The sequence below is a fragment of the Chryseobacterium sp. MEBOG06 genome (genome assembly GCF_021869765.1).
In the GTDB taxonomy this organism is placed as follows: Bacteria; Bacteroidota; Bacteroidia; order Flavobacteriales; family Weeksellaceae; genus Chryseobacterium.
On sequence record NZ_CP084580.1, the window covers coordinates 509775 to 527666 of the forward strand.

Annotated in this window: 20 protein-coding genes; 5 read left to right on the forward strand and 15 right to left on the reverse strand. The window is 35.2% G+C overall.

The genetic code is table 11. The features are described 5' to 3' along the window. The first annotated feature begins 91 nt into the window (after nucleotides 1-91). From LF887_RS02315 to LF887_RS02330, 4 genes are all read left to right on the forward strand, one after another. The gene (locus LF887_RS02315; RefSeq protein ID WP_236857203.1) at nucleotides 92-838 is read left to right on the forward strand and encodes a carboxypeptidase-like regulatory domain-containing protein; all 747 of its coding nucleotides are present in this window, start codon (nucleotides 92-94) and stop codon (nucleotides 836-838) included. Nucleotides 839-852: 14 nt separating this feature from the next. Beyond that, a complete protein-coding gene (locus tag LF887_RS02320; RefSeq protein ID WP_236857204.1) occupies nucleotides 853-1665 on the forward strand; it encodes a hypothetical protein in 813 nt (270 codons plus the stop codon). Nucleotides 1666-1684: 19 nt separating this feature from the next. After that, entirely contained in the window at nucleotides 1685-2485 is an 801-nt protein-coding gene (locus LF887_RS02325; protein ID WP_236857205.1) for a carboxypeptidase-like regulatory domain-containing protein, read from the forward strand. Nucleotides 2486-2637: 152 nt separating this feature from the next. Continuing rightward, a complete protein-coding gene (locus tag LF887_RS02330; protein ID WP_236857206.1) occupies nucleotides 2638-3372 on the forward strand; it encodes an SIMPL domain-containing protein in 735 nt (244 codons plus the stop codon). Nucleotides 3373-3435: 63 nt separating this feature from the next. Here LF887_RS02330 and LF887_RS02335 read toward each other — a convergent pair whose 3' ends face one another. The 6 genes from LF887_RS02335 to LF887_RS02360 form a co-directional block, all read right to left on the reverse strand. Next, nucleotides 3436-3948, reverse strand: a complete 513-nt coding sequence (locus LF887_RS02335) for a GNAT family N-acetyltransferase (protein WP_236857207.1) — start codon at nucleotides 3946-3948, stop codon at nucleotides 3436-3438. 3 nt (nucleotides 3949-3951) lie between these two features. Beyond that, nucleotides 3952-4173: a PspC family transcriptional regulator gene (locus LF887_RS02340; protein ID WP_167032978.1), complete on the reverse strand. Its 222-nt coding sequence runs from the start codon at nucleotides 4171-4173 to the stop codon at nucleotides 3952-3954. 74 nt (nucleotides 4174-4247) lie between these two features. After that, nucleotides 4248-4724, reverse strand: a complete 477-nt coding sequence (locus tag LF887_RS02345; protein WP_236857208.1) for a hypothetical protein — start codon at nucleotides 4722-4724, stop codon at nucleotides 4248-4250. Nucleotides 4725-4834: 110 nt separating this feature from the next. Continuing rightward, nucleotides 4835-6094, reverse strand: a complete 1260-nt coding sequence (locus LF887_RS02350; protein WP_236857209.1) for a DUF2851 family protein — start codon at nucleotides 6092-6094, stop codon at nucleotides 4835-4837. Between the two features lie 28 nt (nucleotides 6095-6122). After that, complete coding sequence (gene bshA, locus LF887_RS02355; RefSeq protein WP_236857210.1) at nucleotides 6123-7271, reverse strand: N-acetyl-alpha-D-glucosaminyl L-malate synthase BshA; 1149 nt, start codon at nucleotides 7269-7271, stop codon at nucleotides 6123-6125. Between the two features lie 4 nt (nucleotides 7272-7275). Further along, nucleotides 7276-8997 carry a glycoside hydrolase family 3 protein gene (locus LF887_RS02360; protein ID WP_236857211.1) on the reverse strand — a complete coding sequence of 574 codons (1722 nt, stop codon included), beginning with the start codon at nucleotides 8995-8997 and terminating at the stop codon, nucleotides 7276-7278. 116 nt (nucleotides 8998-9113) lie between these two features. Here LF887_RS02360 and LF887_RS02365 point away from each other — a divergent pair, with 116 nt between their 5' ends. Then, a complete protein-coding gene (locus LF887_RS02365; RefSeq protein WP_236857212.1) occupies nucleotides 9114-9653 on the forward strand; it encodes a hypothetical protein in 540 nt (179 codons plus the stop codon). A gap of 69 nt (nucleotides 9654-9722) precedes the next feature. Here the strand turns inward: LF887_RS02365 and LF887_RS02370 are convergent, their stop codons facing one another. The 9 genes from LF887_RS02370 to LF887_RS02410 form a co-directional block, all read right to left on the reverse strand. After that, entirely contained in the window at nucleotides 9723-10652 is a 930-nt protein-coding gene (locus LF887_RS02370; RefSeq protein ID WP_236857213.1) for a hypothetical protein, read from the reverse strand. A 151-nt stretch (nucleotides 10653-10803) separates the two neighbouring features. Further along, the gene (gene ribA / locus LF887_RS02375) at nucleotides 10804-11400 is read right to left on the reverse strand and encodes a GTP cyclohydrolase II (protein WP_236857214.1); all 597 of its coding nucleotides are present in this window, start codon (nucleotides 11398-11400) and stop codon (nucleotides 10804-10806) included. Nucleotides 11401-11417: 17 nt separating this feature from the next. Next, nucleotides 11418-11876 carry a hypothetical protein gene (locus LF887_RS02380; protein ID WP_236857215.1) on the reverse strand — a complete coding sequence of 153 codons (459 nt, stop codon included), beginning with the start codon at nucleotides 11874-11876 and terminating at the stop codon, nucleotides 11418-11420. Beyond that, nucleotides 11873-12487, reverse strand: coding sequence for a DUF4254 domain-containing protein (locus LF887_RS02385; protein ID WP_236857216.1), 615 nt, complete (start codon nucleotides 12485-12487; stop codon nucleotides 11873-11875). The genes LF887_RS02380 and LF887_RS02385 overlap by 4 nt, the downstream gene beginning before the upstream one ends. Nucleotides 12488-12504: 17 nt before the next feature. Then, nucleotides 12505-12717 (reverse strand): twin-arginine translocase TatA/TatE family subunit, encoded by a 213-nt coding sequence (locus tag LF887_RS02390; protein ID WP_236857217.1) that lies wholly within the window; start codon nucleotides 12715-12717, stop codon nucleotides 12505-12507. Nucleotides 12718-12748: 31 nt separating this feature from the next. Then, nucleotides 12749-14311, reverse strand: a complete 1563-nt coding sequence (locus LF887_RS02395) for a peptidoglycan DD-metalloendopeptidase family protein (protein WP_236857218.1) — start codon at nucleotides 14309-14311, stop codon at nucleotides 12749-12751. After that, nucleotides 14308-15153 (reverse strand): DUF4292 domain-containing protein, encoded by an 846-nt coding sequence (locus LF887_RS02400; RefSeq protein WP_236857219.1) that lies wholly within the window; start codon nucleotides 15151-15153, stop codon nucleotides 14308-14310. Before LF887_RS02400 ends, LF887_RS02395 begins: the two co-directional genes overlap by 4 nt. Before the next feature lie 109 nt (nucleotides 15154-15262). Next, nucleotides 15263-16279, reverse strand: a complete 1017-nt coding sequence (locus LF887_RS02405) for a sugar phosphate nucleotidyltransferase (protein WP_236857220.1) — start codon at nucleotides 16277-16279, stop codon at nucleotides 15263-15265. A 136-nt stretch (nucleotides 16280-16415) separates the two neighbouring features. Then, on the reverse strand, nucleotides 16416-17843 hold the full coding sequence (locus LF887_RS02410; protein ID WP_236857221.1) for an oligosaccharide flippase family protein: 1428 nt from the start codon (nucleotides 17841-17843) through the stop codon (nucleotides 16416-16418). Between the last annotated feature and the right edge of the window lie 49 nt (nucleotides 17844-17892).

The following is a 17892-nucleotide window of genomic DNA, read 5'->3' on the forward strand; positions in this document are numbered from 1 at the left end:
ATTAAAAAGAAATATTAAAACACGTTAACTGTGGTTAAACTTATGGTAAAAATTAAAAATAATTTTAGCTTTGCTTTATAAAAAATAACCAGTGAAATTTAAACTATTCTTTTTTTTATCTCTTATCTTCTTCCTTCATACCCATGCCCAAAGTTATATTTTTGGTAAGATAACTTCTGAAGATGGTGCAGAAGTGCAGGATGTAAATGTGATTAATATCCGGACGGATGAAATGGTTCTTTCAAACAGAGATGGGCATTTTATGATTTCCGGGAGAGCAGGAGATGAATTACGTTTTATAAAAGTGGGCTATGAACGTCTGACAAGGAAAGTAGCGTCAGAAAATATACAGGCTCCTATGAATATAAGCCTTTTGCGTACAACCATTCAAATTCCTGAAGTTGAAGTAAAGAAGGGACTTACTGGAAACCTTAAAATCGACACGAAAAACTATAATAAGCCTAAAAAAGTTGAAAAACTGACAGCAGAAATGGATCGGTATATCTCACAGAAATCAGATCCAAGAATCCTGGCAGCAAGACCAGGAGAATTTGTGCAGCCAAAAGGAGAAGGATTTAGCATTGGAAAGGTAAAAGACAAGTGGGATGATATTGATCTGATGAGTTATATCAAAAAAAGTCTTGGAGAAGAATATTTCACAGATCTTAAAATAGAGAAACCACTGATAGATCATTTCATTTATTATGTTTTTGCTGGAGGTTTTGAAAGGAAAAAGATCCTGAAATATGGATTTTGCAGTGATGCAGATCTATATAGATTTCAGCGTTTTGTACTGACGAGAATATCATCTTATCGTGCACCGCAAACTCAAAAATAAGCAGATATGGAAAAATGCTAAAACAAACTTTCTGCTTTTCTCTTATTTCTATGGGAACTGTTGTTTTTGCACAGCAAAAAATATCAGGTAGAACTACGGATGAAGGGACTTTAAATATGAGTTCCGTATTAGTTGTGAATATCACAAATAATGCCAGTGTACAGAGCGATGATACAGGAAGGTTTGCTATTGATGCCAAAGAAAATGATGAAGTAAGATTTGTAAAAGAAGGATATTACCGTACCAGTAAGAAGATTACCCGTGAAGATTTGAACGCCCCACTCCGGATAAGCCTCAAAAAAATGGAGATTGAGATTGCTGAAGTTAAGATTAAATATAATCCTACAGGAAATCTGGCGAAAGACAATCAATATTTAAATGAGTCCATGAAGCTGAAAAACTTAAAATCTGAATTGGGAGAATATATGCTTGGCCCTCTTAATGAACCTCTGCCGGATAACACGGTGTCTAAAACATTTACAGGACACGATTTCAAAGCAGGACAGGTTGATTTATTAGGTGTTTTTCGAACTTTCTCAGGTTTGGTCAAGAAAGCAACTAAACCGAAGATTACTAAAGCCAGCTATTTTGAGACACAGGATTTCCTGGCCAGAGTAAAAAGAGAAATCAATCTGGATTTTCTGAAAAAATACGGAATGGATGAAGAGCAGATCGATAAATTTCTGCTGTACGCCAATGGAAACCGTTTACTCGCCAAAAAGAACCGCAAAGATTTCCAAATTGATGTCATAGAATATGAAATTAAAGTAGCATTTGCGGAATATAAAAAATTAAATAACCTGGAAGGAAGTAACAACAAAGACTAATTCTTAGACAGAATAAAAATTGAACAAATATACATTGAAACCCGTAAAATTTTTTGTTTTCATAGCCTTTCTATGCACCAGCCTTTTATTTTCACAGCAGACCGTGACAGGAAAAGTTGTGGATGATAATGGTGATAATCTTGGAGCTGTCATTATCATTAATATGTCTACCGACAAAAAAGTCTATTCCAATTCACAGGGGGATTTTTCCATTGAGGCCAGTCCCAATGATGAATTGAGATTTGTAAAAGAAGATTTCAGGAGAGCATCCCGAAAAGTTCTTGTTGATGGAGTGAATAATCAGCTGTTAGTTACCTTGTTTCAGATTCCGAAAGACATAGGTGAGGTAAAGATTGTCAAAAAGCTTTCAGGTGACCTGGAGGTAGATTCCCGTATCGTGGCAAAGGTAGATAAAGGAGAACAGGTGAGAGATGCTGTAGGCCTTCCGCAGCCTGTAGGAAAGATGAGGGAAAAGCCGGCAGAAGTGAAAAGTGTTCTTTTACCAATACTGTTAGGAAACCTGAATGTACAAGGCGTTTATGATCTGATCAGCGGTAAGGCAAGGCGGCAGAAAAGACAATACAGGTATGATGATCTCCAGGAGCATATTCTTTGGGTTCGGAATAGAGTAGAGGATGAATACTTTATCAAAGCAGGAATTCCTGCCGACCGAATCTCAGAGTTTATTGCATTTTCATTTACTGCAAAGCCTCAGGTACGTACCTATGTAAAAGCTAAAAACTTATCTGGTGTAATGTTGAGAATGGAAGAAACAATACCCCTTTTTATAGAAAGGTTAAAACAAATTAAAGGTAATTAAGATAGACTTTAATTTTTTTTTAGTGTGTTTCACTCCATTGTCTGCGCTTTAGCAAGTTCTGTCTTCTTTTTTATCCTGTTAAAAATATCTTAAAATAGTGGAATGGAAATTGATATAATACCTTTTAAAAACAAATCCAATTCACAAATTTTATGAATAAAAATATTATTGCGGTTGCAGTAGGAGCTTTAGGCTTTGTAATCGGCCTCGGATTTCTTGGAAATGCGATAAAAAACAGAAACAAATCTGAAAATACGATTTCCGTTACCGGTCTGGGGACTAAACAGTTTACTTCAGATCTTATTACCTGGTCCGGAAGTTTTTCGAAAAACAATACGGATCTGAAATCTGCCTATGATGAGCTGGCACTCGATAGAAAAGTGATCAATGATTACTTGATTTCAAAAGGAATAAAACAGAACGAGATTGTATTTTCATCTGTGGATATCCAGAAACAATTCAGAAGCTATAATGATTCGAACGGAAATTATGTGCAGGGAGAATTTTCCGGTTATAATCTGACTCAAAAAGTTTCCATTGAAAGTAAAGAGGTTGGGAAAATTGAAAATCTCTCCAGAAATATTACCGAAATCATCAACCGTGGAATTGAGTTTACCTCTTCTTCACCCGCTTATTTCTATACCAAACTGGCGACTGTGAAACAGGAAATGATTGCCGGGGCAACCAAAGATGCCAAAGAGCGTGCTGAGAAAATTGCAGAAAATTCCGGAAGCAGTTTGGGCAGTCTGAAGAAAGCAACAATGGGAGTTATTCAGATTACAGCACCCAATTCCAATGAAGACTATTCCTATGGAGGAACCTTCAATACCTCTTCAAAAGAGAAAGAAGCGAGTATTACAATAAAGCTTGAATACGAGGTGAATTAATTAATCTCTAATTTAAAAAATAGATCAAAAAATAACGCCGGAATAATTCCGGCGTTTTATATTTTAAGGATACACAGTATCACAGAGCTCGTTCTTAATTTCCTCTATATTTTCAGGAGAGTAATTGGCCAGCAGCCATAAGTTCAAAGACCTCTTTCCCTCACCATAACTTGGCTGGACATAAGTGGTGTCTATCAGGCTGAAATTATTTCTCAGATAAAAAGAATAACGTCTCGCTGCATCTTCGTTAAGTTCTGCAGGTTCAATTTCCAGGATAATTTGAGGATAGTTTTCCAATAAATAGCCCATAATATGAGAACCCAGCTTTTTACTTCTGAAGGCTTCAAACACCTCAAAATGTTCCACAAAAACAAAGGAGCTCAGTTCCCATAAAATAAGGTAGCCAACAGCTTCCGATTCATGCACTACAGACATGAATCTTACCTTCGGATTGGAAAATAATGCGGTAAACTGTTTCCTGTCTCTTTGTTCGTCTACAGGAAAAGTAGTGGTATAAGAAGTATAGATTTCCTGAACTCTGTGATCTTCCGCAGAAGTAATCGGTAAAAATTCCATAATTTATAAGTCAAAGACACTGGGTCTTCTTGTGATGAAAATATCTTTAATCCAGATTGTAAATGCCAATCCTAAATAAATTAAAAAGAAAAAGCCCGCTGTAGCAAAAGTAGAGTAGATAAAGAAAATCCTCAGTTTAGACACGGGAATCCCAAGTTTGGCACCGGTTCTTGTGAGTACACCAAACCATTCTCTTTCCATTTTATGACGGATATTACTTAGCATTTTTAAGATTCTTTTAAATCCAATACTGCAAGGTAAGCAATTTTTTTGAGAAAGGATTTTGATCCGTAGGAAGATCAGTTGTTAAACTCCAGACTGTAGATGACACTGATAATTTTCCATTGACCATTTATTTTTGCCAGATGCCAGAATTCTTTCCCCCAATTTGATGCCTTACGGTTGGAAAGAAATGAATAATCAAAAATCACTGAAGCAATCACATCATTATTTTCTATAGAAATATTTCTGAATATTTCCTCCTGTTCTCCCTTATCCAAAAGAAAAGAATGAAAATTGCTGAAATTTTTGGTGAAAGTGTTAGTTGCTTTAGGATCCTTTTCGATCCTTTTTTGCTGGGTTTTATCCGTAATGACAGCGGTCCAGTTAAAAGAATCTTTCGTAAACAGGCTCTTGAAAGTTGCTGTATCTTTTTTAATGATACTTTCTTTCACTGCTGTAATGATACTTTCTATTTCTTTTTTTTGTTGAGTATACCTCTGGGCAGTATAAAGCCCCATCATAAGAATGAAGATCGGTATGAGAATAGTTTTCATTTTTTTTCTGTAAAAATTCATATAAATACGTGAGAATTTTCACTGGAAATGCAAACGTAGATGTTTCAGGTGTAGAATACTTCATTCGCTATTTAAAGGTAATTTTCTTTTTATTCTTTCAAAAGCTTAAGCCCAATACCACAGGCCAGACAGCTTTTATTTTCACAACTATTCTTATAATGATAGATTAAACTTTGGCTTTCAAGAGCATTGTTGATTCTTAAGCCCAGTTTCTTCCAGCCTTGCGTTACCGAGTTTTTTTCAGCAGGTATACTTTGGTAGAATGTTATGATTTCATCAGCTATTTCTTCGTTGTGATATCTGTGATAAGCATATTGTAACGGAAGAATGGTATTGAGAATGATGAGATCTATAAAATCTTTACTTAATGTTTTAGGATGAAATGCTGAAACTGTACCGAAATTAAAATGGGTATCCCAATACTTTGAAGCTGTTACCGGATTAAATACTTCATAAATTTGATCAGCCTTGCGGGCACTTATGATTTTTGAAAATAAATTTTGATGCTGAAAGTAAAGATCTGCCAGTTGGGATAAGCGGATGGTAGGAAAGTTGGGAGGTCTTAATCTTAAAAACTTTGGATGTAGTGTAAAATCAGAAATGTTGAATTTTGTCTTTATGAATTCAAATTCTCTTTTCCAGGTTTTCATCTGATTATCCTTTGGAGAGTCAAGCCACCCGGAAATTCCGAATAATAAAGCTTCGAGCTGAGAAGGATTTTGACGGATTTTATTAACAATGCTATAATCTATACTTTCTGCAATCTGCCTGAAAATAGGAGCATTTACCTTTAGCCCGAAAGAATATGCAAAACTATGAAAGAGAACCGCCTCAAAATTATTTTTATGTTGTATTAAAGACTGCTCAAGTTCCAAAGATTTCTCTTCCAGTTTTTTCAGAATATTTCCTTCATGAAAATTGATTGGAATTTTATTTTTGTCAAAAATACCTTCACAAGGAATAAACTGATTGTTATCAACGAGTCTTTCGTATTTCCATAAAGTATTTTCATCGATATAATTTTTCAGTTCCAAAGCAGGAACATTTTTGTCACTGAGCACATTGATTTCTATATCATGCTGAAATATGACATGGAGAATAATGTTTTGATAGTTGGGATCGTGAGAGTGATTGTGGAAAATCCAGTCTGAAGAACGGACGTGGAGTTCGATGTTTCCAGCGATAAGTAAGCCGTTGATTTTTATTTTTGCATCCAGAAAATCCGGACCTGCATTTTTATTCCATTTTCCAAAATGGATGATCTCAACGGAATTTCCTTCAATATCCTTGAAGTTAAAATGTTTGAAAACCTTATAGTTCCAAAGATATTGAAGTAGTTTTTCCGTCATAAGTATGACGATAAATATAATAGAAATATTATACTTTCGTCAGCTCCTTATTAAAATTTTCTATGGTTGTTCTATACATTTTCTCATATATAGGAAGAATGTTTTTCAAATCGAATTTTATCGCCTGTTCTTTCGCGTTTTGCTTCATTTTGGCTAAAAGTTCATCATTGCTCAATAGTTTGATGGTGTAGTTGCTCATTGCTTCTACATTTCCAATTTCAGCCAGATATCCTGTCTCTCCCTGAATGTTCACTTCAGGAATTCCTCCTGCATTGGAACTGATTACCGGTGTATAAGCTGCCATAGCTTCCAATGCTGCCAAACCGAAACTTTCCTGCTCCGAAGGAAGAAGAAATACATCTGAAAGCTGTAAGATTTTATATAAATCATTTACTTTTCCTAAAAGACGAATTTTGGAAATAAGCTCAGGATTCTCTTCCAGAAACTGATTAACCTTTTCCATATCAGGGCCTTCACCAATGATGATAAGCTTAGATTTCACCTTTTTCTCTACATTTTTAAAGATCTGCAGTACTTCATCCACACGCTTTACAGGACGTAGATTGGATACATGGATCAGTATTTTTTCGTCAGGATTGGCAAACTGTGTTCTCTGGCACTCAGAGCAGTCATCAAATTCAGAATTGTCAATAAAATTGGTAATTACCTGAATTTCTTTTTTGATGTTGAAAAACTGAAGGGTATCTTTTTTCAGACTTTCAGAAACAGACGTAATAGCATCTGACTGATTGATGGAGAATTCTACTGCATGTTTATAACTTGGATGCTGGCCCACAAGGGTAATATCAGTACCATGAAGGGTAGTCACCAAAGGAATGTCATTATTGTCCTCCTGAAGCATCTGCTTAGCTGTAAATGCAGCATACGCATATGGGATGGCATAATGAGCATGGAGCAGATCAAGTTTATAGAGATTTACAACCCTGTAGATCATAGAACTTAATGCAATATCATAAGGCTGATATTGGAACAGAGGATAGGTCTGAACATTTACTCGGTGGAAGAAAATATTAGGATTGGTAATATCAAGCCTTGCAGGAAGTGCAGAACTGATAAAATGTACTTCATATCCTTTATTGGCAAGAGACATTCCTAATTCTGTTGCTACAATTCCGCTTCCACCATATGTTGGATAGCAAAGTATGCCTATTTTCATTGGATTATTGTTGTTTTGATGTTGTATAATTTGGTAAAGAGGTGGTAGAATTCAGATCTATTCCCATTCCCGGTTTCAATTGGTCATTTACCAATACGGGAAGTCTGCCTCCTATTTTTGTTTTTCCGTTTAATGCATCCGCAGTGGCATTCATAGAGTCGTCATTGTTTTCATAAGAAACAAGAACTGTTGAAACCTTAGAGATATCAATATCTTTTAAAGCATATGCACTTCCAAATACATTAAGAATTACATTTTGATTTCTGGTAAGATCTGTAAGGATTTTTTTTGACTCCGGAGATATTTTATAAGGCTTATAAGCTGTTGAATTATCCTTGTGGAAACCTACAATTACTGTAGATCCTGCTGGTATTGTATTTATTTCACTTGCTTTTTTTACCATTACACTGGCTCCCAATCTATCCGCAAAAGTCTGATAAGGGGCTTCTTCCAAAGGAACGTAGTAAATCTGTTTTCCGGTAATAGGAAGTAATTTTTTTTCGTCTTTTAATAAAGTCAGAGCGTTCACATATAGATTCTGTACCAAAGCTTTGTGAGAATCATTATTAAGATCAGTATTGATATTTTCAGGATTTTTTGGAGTGTACTGAGTTAGTCCAAGAAAATATTTAGTCAATAAAATTTTCTTCACACTTTCTTCCACTCTGTTTTGAGAAATTTCTCCCTTGTCTATTGCCTTTTGGATCAGTTTTTTACCTTCAGAGACCCCTTGTGAAAAAAGCATGATATCATTTCCAGCTTTGAAAGCCATGGCATCCAGTTCTCCCGGTTTGTATTTGTTAGCTACAGCACCCATATTTAAAGCATCTGTAATAATTAAGCCTTTATATCCAAGCTTATCTTTCAGTAATCCTGTAATGATGTTCTTCGAAACAGAAGCCGGAATTCCTTTTCCTGATTCTAAACTGGGAACGTATAAATGAGCGACCATTACACCGCCAATTCCTTTGTTCATCAAGGCTTTGAATGGTGCAAGTTCAATAGTATTAAGCCTTTCCATACTGTGAGACACTACCGGAAGGTCCAGGTGAGAATCTGTACTGGTATCCCCGTGACCAGGAAAATGTTTGATAGCAGCAAGGATATTGTTATCTTGTAACCCATTTGAATAGGATAGGGCAGAGCTGATTACATTATCTACTTCAGAACCAAAACTTCTGTTTCCGATAATAGGGTTGTTAGGATTGGTATTGACATCTACTACAGGAGCAAAATCCCAGTTGATCCCCATTCTGTGACAGTCTTCTGCTATTTTTGCCGCCATCTGATATACCAGGTTTTTATCCTGAATAGCCCCTAAGGTCATAGCCCATGGGAATTTATGAGCGGTTGCAATTCTTTGATACAAGCCCCATTCTGCATCCATTCCAATTATTAAAGGAATTTTAGATGTTTGTTGAAATTCATTGACCAGATTAATTTCTCTTGCAGCATCATCCTGCATTAAAATCAGACCGCCAATTTTATCATTAGCAACAATGTTTCTTACCTGGCTGATATATTCTTCTCCTTTATTGGTGTAAAGTGCCACAATGAAGAGCTGTCCCAATTTTTCATCCTGAGAAAGGTTTTTATAGGTTTTATCAACCCATTGCTGAGCCTTTTTCAAATCTTCTTTGGACGCATTTTTAGGCTGATACTGAGCATTCAACTTAGGACTTATCAATGCAACAATAAAGAGTGAAGTATATAATAATTTCTTCATGACTTTTTGAATAAGAACAAAAATACGATTAAAAAAACGACGAAAACAATGTTTTTGCAATTTTTGGTATATGATTTGAATACGCAATATAAATAATAACTAAACTTTAATAAGAAATGAAAAAAATACTTCTCTTTTTATTCCTGGGTGCTGTAGGTTTTACTGCTTATAGCTGTGATAAAGATGATGATGTTGTGGTACAACAAGGTCAGGATACAATAAATCAGGCATTTGATATTAGTCCTACTTTTACAAAAGTTAGTGACAATCTTTACAGATGGAAAGACAATTTCAATAGTCCATTAGTACAATCTGATATGGTCCTTATTTATATGCAGATTGGAACTGAAGGTGGCGCTCCTATCTGGAAGCTTCTACCATATACTTATTATGTCGGTAATGTAAATAATGATGCTGTAGATTATATTTATGAATTCACTAAGAATAGTGCTACCATCAATATTAATTCTACCAATACATTTAGTTTAACAGCTAATCCGTCGTACTACCAGAATCAAAATTTCAGAGTTCTTATTCTTCCAGCTAATGGAACAGGAACAGGAAAATCAGCTAAAGGTAATGCTGTAGATTACAACGATTACAAGAGTGTAATTAAATATTACAATATTGACGAGTCTAAAATCAAGACTAAATAATTTAGAAATATCTTTTCAGTTTTTTATAATTAAAGAAAGCTCCGGGAGAAATCTCGGAGCTTTTGATTTTTAATTTCTAAAACCACCACCTTGGATATAATGAGTGGGATCATAAGGTTTTTTTATTATTTTTATTCCTTTAAGAAGCATGTTAAAGGAACTTTCAGGGATGAATGGGTTTGAGCCATACTCTGGCAAATAGTAAATAATAATTGCATTTTTTGTTTCTTGTGTTGAGAAATTGAACACAAATGTTTTTTGTTCATATGATGGAGGAACTGTTATTTCGGCTTTTTGCCTTTTATAATAATTAGCTGAAGCTAATCCATTACCTACTACTGGTCTTCCTGCACAAGGAGCATCTCCAGCAATTTCTGGACTATTTGCTAGTTGTACCGCTACTGTAGGAAATGATTGACTTTGTTGTAAGCCATGATAATCGTCGTTTTGGTCATATTGATCATGTTGTTCTTGATATATGAAGTCTTCTATAGTTGTATTTAGAGTAATTTCATAAGTTACATTTGATTCGAAAGGAAATTCTATAGAAAGAGCGTTCTCAAATGGATCGTTAACTAAGTGACTTTGGCCCCTATTGATAATTGTTTTTGGACGATTTCCTGCTCGAAATCTTATTCCTTTCCAATTAAATCCATCAGTTCTTGGCTTTCCATATCCTCTGAATGTATACCCAAAAAAAGAAAGTGGATTAGGACCAAATGCTGCTGTTGATGTATATATATTCTCAACACTATGACCAGCCTTAAATGAACATCCTCCTCCATCTGGTTGGATAAGAGTTTTGTTTAAATCTAAATCCATTACAGTTAGTGCTACCGTATTTTTGGCTAATAGATCCATGTCATTTTTAGACATCAAAGGATACTCAGTAGTATTTTTGAGAAGTGAGAGGTTTTCATCTTGCGAGTAAATTAGATCATTAGTACTAGTACAACTTATTAATATAGCAGAAGAAATAATGAATAATGTTTTTTTCATAATAATGTTTTTCTGTTGTAAAGATACTTTTTTTGCCAATAAAAAACACCAATATGTGAAATATCAACTAATAATGCTATTTGTATTTATTTTAACAACAAAAAAGCTCTAGAATTATTCTTCCAGAGCTTTTATATTGTATTTTATAAGATTAATTATCATTATCATCCAGAAGATGGCCAAAGAAATCTTTCTTTGTTTGCAGATAGCCTTTGCTTATTTCGTTGGCAGGAATCTGTAATGGTATTCTTGAGTTAAGATGAATATTGCTGTCTACCACATATTTTACCTTTTCAGGGTTATTGGTAAGAAGATTAATGTCTTTTACCTCTAATAGATTAAGGATTTCAATAGCTACACCAAAGTTTCTGTCATCTGCCGGAAGTCCCAGCTGCAAATTGGCCTGTACAGTGTCAAAACCTTTTTCCTGTAGAGAGTAAGCTTTAAGCTTGTTGATGATGCCTATATTTCTTCCTTCCTGACGAAGATAAATGATAATTCCTCCATTTTCATGGATGTACTTCATCGCAGCATCAAGCTGTTGGCCGCATTCACATTTTTTTGAATGGAAAACTTCTCCGGTAATACATTCTGAATGAAAACGAACATTCACAGGTTTTGAGAAATCTGTATTTTCTGCGAGGATAGCCATGTGAGGCATCCAGTCGTTTTCATTTTCGGAGAAAGCAATCATTCGGAAATTACCGTGTTCTGTAGGAACATTGGCTTCCGCCTGAATTTTAATCATTAATAGTCAATTGTTTTTTAACTTCCTGGTAAAGTATCCTCAATGACAGAAATATTGGTTTTTAAACGAACCAAATATCTGTTGAGAACTTCGTCATCATCTTTACTCAGACTTTGTCTTTGCTTTTGAATTTTTTTGTATGATTTTTCGAAGCTTTTAAGTGCTCTTTTCTTTCCGGCAGAATTGTTAGCATCAATAGCATATAAATAATTCTGAAGGCTGTATTTCAAGTTTACAACCTCGTCATTTAATCCATTGTCTTTAAACTTAGGAAAAGTGGAGATAATATTTGAAATTTCAGAAGCATTTACATTTTCTTTAATATTGATATTAAAACCCTTCTTGGACCCTCGGTCAGAATCAGAGCCTTTAGTATCACTGTAAAAACTGTTTGACAGCGGAGAAAGGTTAAGCTTTTCCGTTGCGCAGGAAGATGTTAGTATGATAAGTACTCCAAAAAAAAATAGTCTTTTCATTTCTGTTGCCCTTTTTGATAAAGGATTGGGTTAAGACTTTCATCGTTATACATTTTCATTTGTTTGTATACTTTCATCTTAACGTTACCGTTCTCAATATCAGCAAGCAACTGATTAATAGAAGTTGTAAGATCCTCTTTCTGAGTAAGCAGTACATCCAGTTTAGCCTGGCAGTTGTTTCTGTGCTCTTCAGAAGCAGATTCTCTATTAGCTTCTAATGACATATGGTAAACCTTTAGCGCAAGAATTGATAATCTGTCTACTGCCCATGCGGGAGTCTCTGTATTTATCTTTGCTTCAGGTTTAGGAGTTATATTTTCAAACTTGTTAAGGAACCAGCTGTCAATATATTCTACCAGATCAGTTCTTTTCTGATTGGAGGCGTCTATTGTTCTCTTGAGTTGAAGAGCTTCAGCCGGATCAATATTTTCATCTCTAATAATATCTTCCAGATGCCATTGAACGGTATCAATCCAGTTCTTTGCATACAAAATCCGTTCCAAACTGTCTTTTTCGAACGGGTTATTAATTAGAGTGTTAACGTCATCAGACACGTGATAGTCTTCAATAGATTGATTGAAGACTTTCCATGCAGTCTCAGTAAATTTCATTAATTCTAAGGAATTTTTTAGTTGCTGGATGTATTATTGTCCGTAGAAGAAGATTTGTTTTCAGAACCTGGTTTGTCTTCTTCTTTTACCGCATCTTTAAATTCCTTGATTCCTGAACCAACACCTCTCATTAGTTCCGGAATTTTCTTTCCTCCAAATAGTAGTACTAAAAGTATTGCTACGATAAGGATGTGCTGCCAAGATAAGGCAAGTATAGTTAGTGTATTCATCTCTTAAAATTTTTACAAAGTTACACTTTTTTTAATATGAAATCCAACCTAATGGATCAACTGGTGTACTTCCGTTCCATACTTGGAAATCAAGGGTATAAGCACCATCAAAATCCTGAGCAATAGTACCTACCGGAGTCCCTGAGGAAACCTGTTGTCCCTTGGAGACACTTACGTTTCCTAAGTTGGAATAAATGGTAAAGTAACTTCCGTGTTTAATGATAACAGTCTTTGTTCCGTCATTATTAGCCAATACCGAAGATACTGATCCCGGGAATACTGATTTTGCTCTTGTGCCTGAAGGAACAGAGATTTTGATCCCATTATTTTCTTCAGTAATATTTTTGAAAACCGGGTGGGGCTGTCTTCCGAAACGGTGGGTAATTTGCCCTGCTCTGTCTGCAGGATAGCCAAGTCTGCCTCTGTTATCGGCAAAACTGTTTCCTGCTGCTGTAGAAACTCCATAGCTGGTCATAGCTTTCGTTTCAGCTGCTTTTTTATCTTCTTCTTTTCTCTTGGCAAGGGCTGTTTCAGCTGCTCTGGCTGCCACTAATTTATCTGCCGCTTCTTTTGCTTTTACATTAGCTTCGTCTGATGCTTTTTTGGCGGCAACTTTTCTTGCTTCATCTCTTGCGTTGGATTCTGCCCTTGCAGCTTCTTCATTACGCTTTCTCTCTTCTTCCGCTCTTCTTGCTGCAAGATCAGCTGCTTTTTTAGCTTCGGCTTCAGCCAGCTTTCTCTCTCTTTCAAGGGCTTCAGCTCTTGCTTTAGCCTCAGCTTCAATTCTTGCTTTTTCTCTTTCCGCAGCTATTTTAGCTAAACGTATTTTTTCAGCTTCCGCTTTTTTTCTTGCTTCTTCTTCTGCTTTGGCAATTCTTATTTCCTCAGCAATAATAGCTCTGATCTGTCCTTCAAGAGCTTTAGACTGAACTTGTTTTTGTTTTAGTTCAGCAGTCAGCTTAGACTCGTTCTTTTTGAACTCGGTTACCAGCTGCTCTTTCTGCCCTCTTTCCGCATTGATTGTCGCCAAATCCTTCTGTTGATTGACAAGAAGGTTTTCTTTCTCTTTTACAGAGCTTTGCTTTTGTGCGATACTTTTCTTGATTTGATTGGCTGCATCGGTGATTTCAGCTGCTTTTTTATCCTGATAATCGGAATATTGCTTCAGGTACTGTACTCTTCGTATAGCTTCTCCTAAATTTTTGGATGAAAGAATAAATGTTACTTTGTTCTGTACGCCTTTATTTTTATAAGCATTGACCAAAACTTCAGAATAGTTTTTTCTTAAAACAGCCAGTTCTTTATTCTGGCGGTTAATTTCCAGCTGACGTAAATAGATATCATCCTCAATGAATCTTTTTTCTTTCTGGGTATTATTATATACCTTTTCTCTTAACACCAATTTTTGATTGACACTAGAAAGATAGGCTATAGAAAGTTTAGATTCACTTCTTGTTTTGGCTAAATCGGAATTTATTTGTGCAATTTGTTTTTTAAGTTCGGCATTCTGCTTCTGCAGCTGTTCTTTATTCTGCTGGCCCTGGTGCAGTCCGAACATCAAAACACCTATTAAAAAGCTAAATTTTTTAATCATTTAATCTCAATTTTCTTATAACTGGATGGTACAGAATAAGGTGTTTCCATCCTCGAAAAGTCAAATTTCGTATTTTCAATTAAAATCTGACTAGATTTTGACCCTTTTATAATTATTTTAACATTTTTAGGAAGGCGTACTCCATTATATTCGTCCCAATCACTGTAAGAAATGTCAAGCTCATCAGAAGACAGAATATCTTTTAAATTGACATTCAATAAATCGTAATTGGTATCATATTGCAGAGTAATCTTATACTCTCTGTTTTTTTCGTCTGTTACAATTTTCTGGTTGATGTTCGATACCATTTTGAATCCCTGGGCATTCTGGGTAAGATCAAACTGTCTGTCGTTGATCTTTACAAAAGTACGGCCCAGAAGGATTTTTTCCAGTGATTTATAATCAATGAAATTGACATTCAGGAGATTGTTGAGATAGTCGAAATCAGAATCAATATAAGTTTTATTTATTTTATCCTGGCCTTTTATTCCTTCAGGGGTTGCTATTCCTCTGGCAGCATTGATGAAGAGTGCTCTCAGATTCATCCATACCTTTTTGTCATTTTCAATATAAATAGTAGCATCTAGGGTAGGTATAAAACTTCCTGTTTCTACCCGCACCTTACTATCGATTTTAATCTGTTCAAATTTTGGAGGGATTAATGCGTGTTCAAAAAAAGTGTATTTATCCCGAACCGGTTCATTGACATCTTTTGGATTTCCGTTATCTTTCGTAATGGTGATGCTATCCTGAGTTTTACCTGTATCACCTTGGGCGGTAGTACGGGTTTTACAGGATGACAAGGCAAGAAGCAGTAAAAATAAGGATATCCAATTTTTCATGTATTTAACTTTTGTTTAAAAAACTCAGCAATATTAAAGCCAAACCACACAAAATATATTGTGTGGTTTGATTATGTTTTATGTAAGTGAAAGAATTTCTGATCTTAATTTATTTAGAAAGAAAATCTAAAACAGAGTAGTCTCCCAAAGAAATTTCTCTGGCCACTCCAAAATACTGAGCGGAATTACCGATCATAGAATTGGAAAGGTTTCCGTGATTGATTCTTGTGTTTTCCTGAATCAGAGAATTTTCAATATTAGAATTTACAACTGTAGTATTGTTACCCAATGAAACACCAGGTCCTACTTTCGAATTGGAAATTTTTACATTTTCACCAATAAAGCAAGGTTGAATGATCAAAGAGTTTTCAATTACCGCAGAAGCTGGATAATGAGACATTGATTCTCTTTCATATTCCAGGATCTTACTGTTGGTTTCTACAGTAGCATTTTTGTTTCCGCAGTCCATCCAGTCATTTACTTTTCCTAAAGTGAATTTGGCTCCTTTTGCTCTCAGATTTTCTAAAGCTGTTGTCAGCTGATATTCTCCTCCGTTTTTGATGTTGTTTTCCATAATATAGTTGATCTCATCCATCAGTTTTTCACCACTGTTGAAATAATAGATACCAATAATGGCAAGGTCCGAAACGAAAGTTTGTGGCTTTTCAACGAAGTCGGTAATGAAACCGTAATTATCTAGCTTTACAACTCCAAAAGCGGAAGGATCTTCTACACTTTTCACCCAAATAACACCGTCAGAATTTTTATCTAAAACAAAGTCTGCACGGAAAAGGGTATCTGCAAAAGCTATTACCACATCTCCTGTCATTGATTGCTCGGCACATTTTATTGCATGTGCAGTTCCAAGTGGATCATTCTGATAATAAATACTTCCTTTTGCTCCTAATTTTTCGGCAATCTGAATCAAAGATTTTTCAATCTCAGGACCAAAATCTCCGATTATAAAAGCTACTTCTTCAATATTTTCTCCTGCAACTTTAGCAATATCTTCCACCAATCTCTGGACAATAGGTTTTCCAGCGATAGGAATAAGAGGTTTTGGAACTGTCAGTGTATGGGGACGTAATCTGGAACCACGTCCAGCCATAGGAACAATAATTTTCATAAATTATATAAAAGATGTTTTTAGTAGTTAGTTAAATATGAAGGTTAAAGATAGTAATTAAAACCCTTGTTGGAGTATGATTATCTATTTTTAAATTAATAACAGATTTGTGTAGCATCAAAATAAAGACCAAAGTTTAATTCCTTCTGATTCTTGATAAAATCATGTTTTTTTCAGAATAAATCAAAATTCCGACGAAGATTAAAAACAATACATTACTCGTGATGATATTATAATTGAGGTATTTTACAATAATAAAACTGAAAACTCCTAGCAATAGCAAAAAGAAAGACATTTTCTTCATTCTGTAAGGGATAGGATAATATTTCTGACCTAGCAGATAAGAGACAATCATCATAATTACATAGGCCCCGAAAGTTGCCCATGCAGAACCTATCATACTGCGATAGTATGTTAAAGCTAAAAAGTTGAGACCAATATTGATTCCTGCTCCGAGCCAAGAAATGACAGTTCCCACACTGGTTCTGTCGGTTACTTTGTACCACGTGGAAAAGTTGTAGTAAATTCCAAAGCAAAGATTGGCAACAACAATGATCGGGATAATATCTATGGCGATCCAATAAGATTTGTTGGGGATAAAAACGTCTTTCAGCCACGCAATATTAGCGATAATTCCTAATGCTACAGCACAGGCGAAAAAGGCGAAGTATTCTGCCACTTTAGCATACGTTTTTTTAGCATCACCTTTGTCCATTTGTTTAAAAAAGAACGGTTCAATACCCATTCTGTATGCTGTAACAAATAAGGTCATCAGCACAGCCAGTTTATAACAGCCTCCATAGGCTCCTGCTTCTTCGTCTGAAATATAATTTCTCTGGATGGATTTGTCGAAGTTTTCATTCACCATAAAGGCGAGACCTGCCAGCATAAGCGGAAAGGAATACTTAATCATGCGTCCAAACAAAGAAGTTACAAATTGAAATCTTACTTTTAGTATAATAGGTAGCAATAGTAAAAAACCCAAAGCACTTCCTGCTAAGTTACTGAAGAAAGGGAAATCTACATTTTGGTCCAGACCAAAACTTTTTGATATGTTTTCAGGGATCCAAAAGAATAAAGCGGCTGTAAATACTGCCTGAAATATTGCCTGAACTACCCTTACTGCAGAATATTTAATAGGTTTGTTATGAAAACGCAACCAGGCAAAAGGGATCACCAGTAAATTGTCGAAAAAGGCAATTAAAGCAAACCATTTAATATATTCAGGATTGTCATGATACCCTAAATAATCAGCAATGGGCTGATTGAAAAGGTAGCACAATGCGAGAAAAATGGTGGAAGTTGAAAACAAAAACCAAAACGAAGTGTTGAATGTCTTTTTCTCATTACCATCTTCGGCAGAAAATCTAAAATAAGCGGTTTCAAAACCAAAAGAAAGTATAATGTTCACAAATGAAATCCATGCATAAAGCTGCGTGAAAATGGCAAAGCCTTCATTGGGGATTTTATAAATCAAAAGAGGATTAAGGATAAATAAGATAATTCTTGGTGCTATTGCCCCCGCTCCATAGATGATTGTTTGTCCTAATAGTTTCTTGTACAAAGTCGAAATTTTTTACAAATGTAAAACTTTAAGGATTCGTTTTGTGATT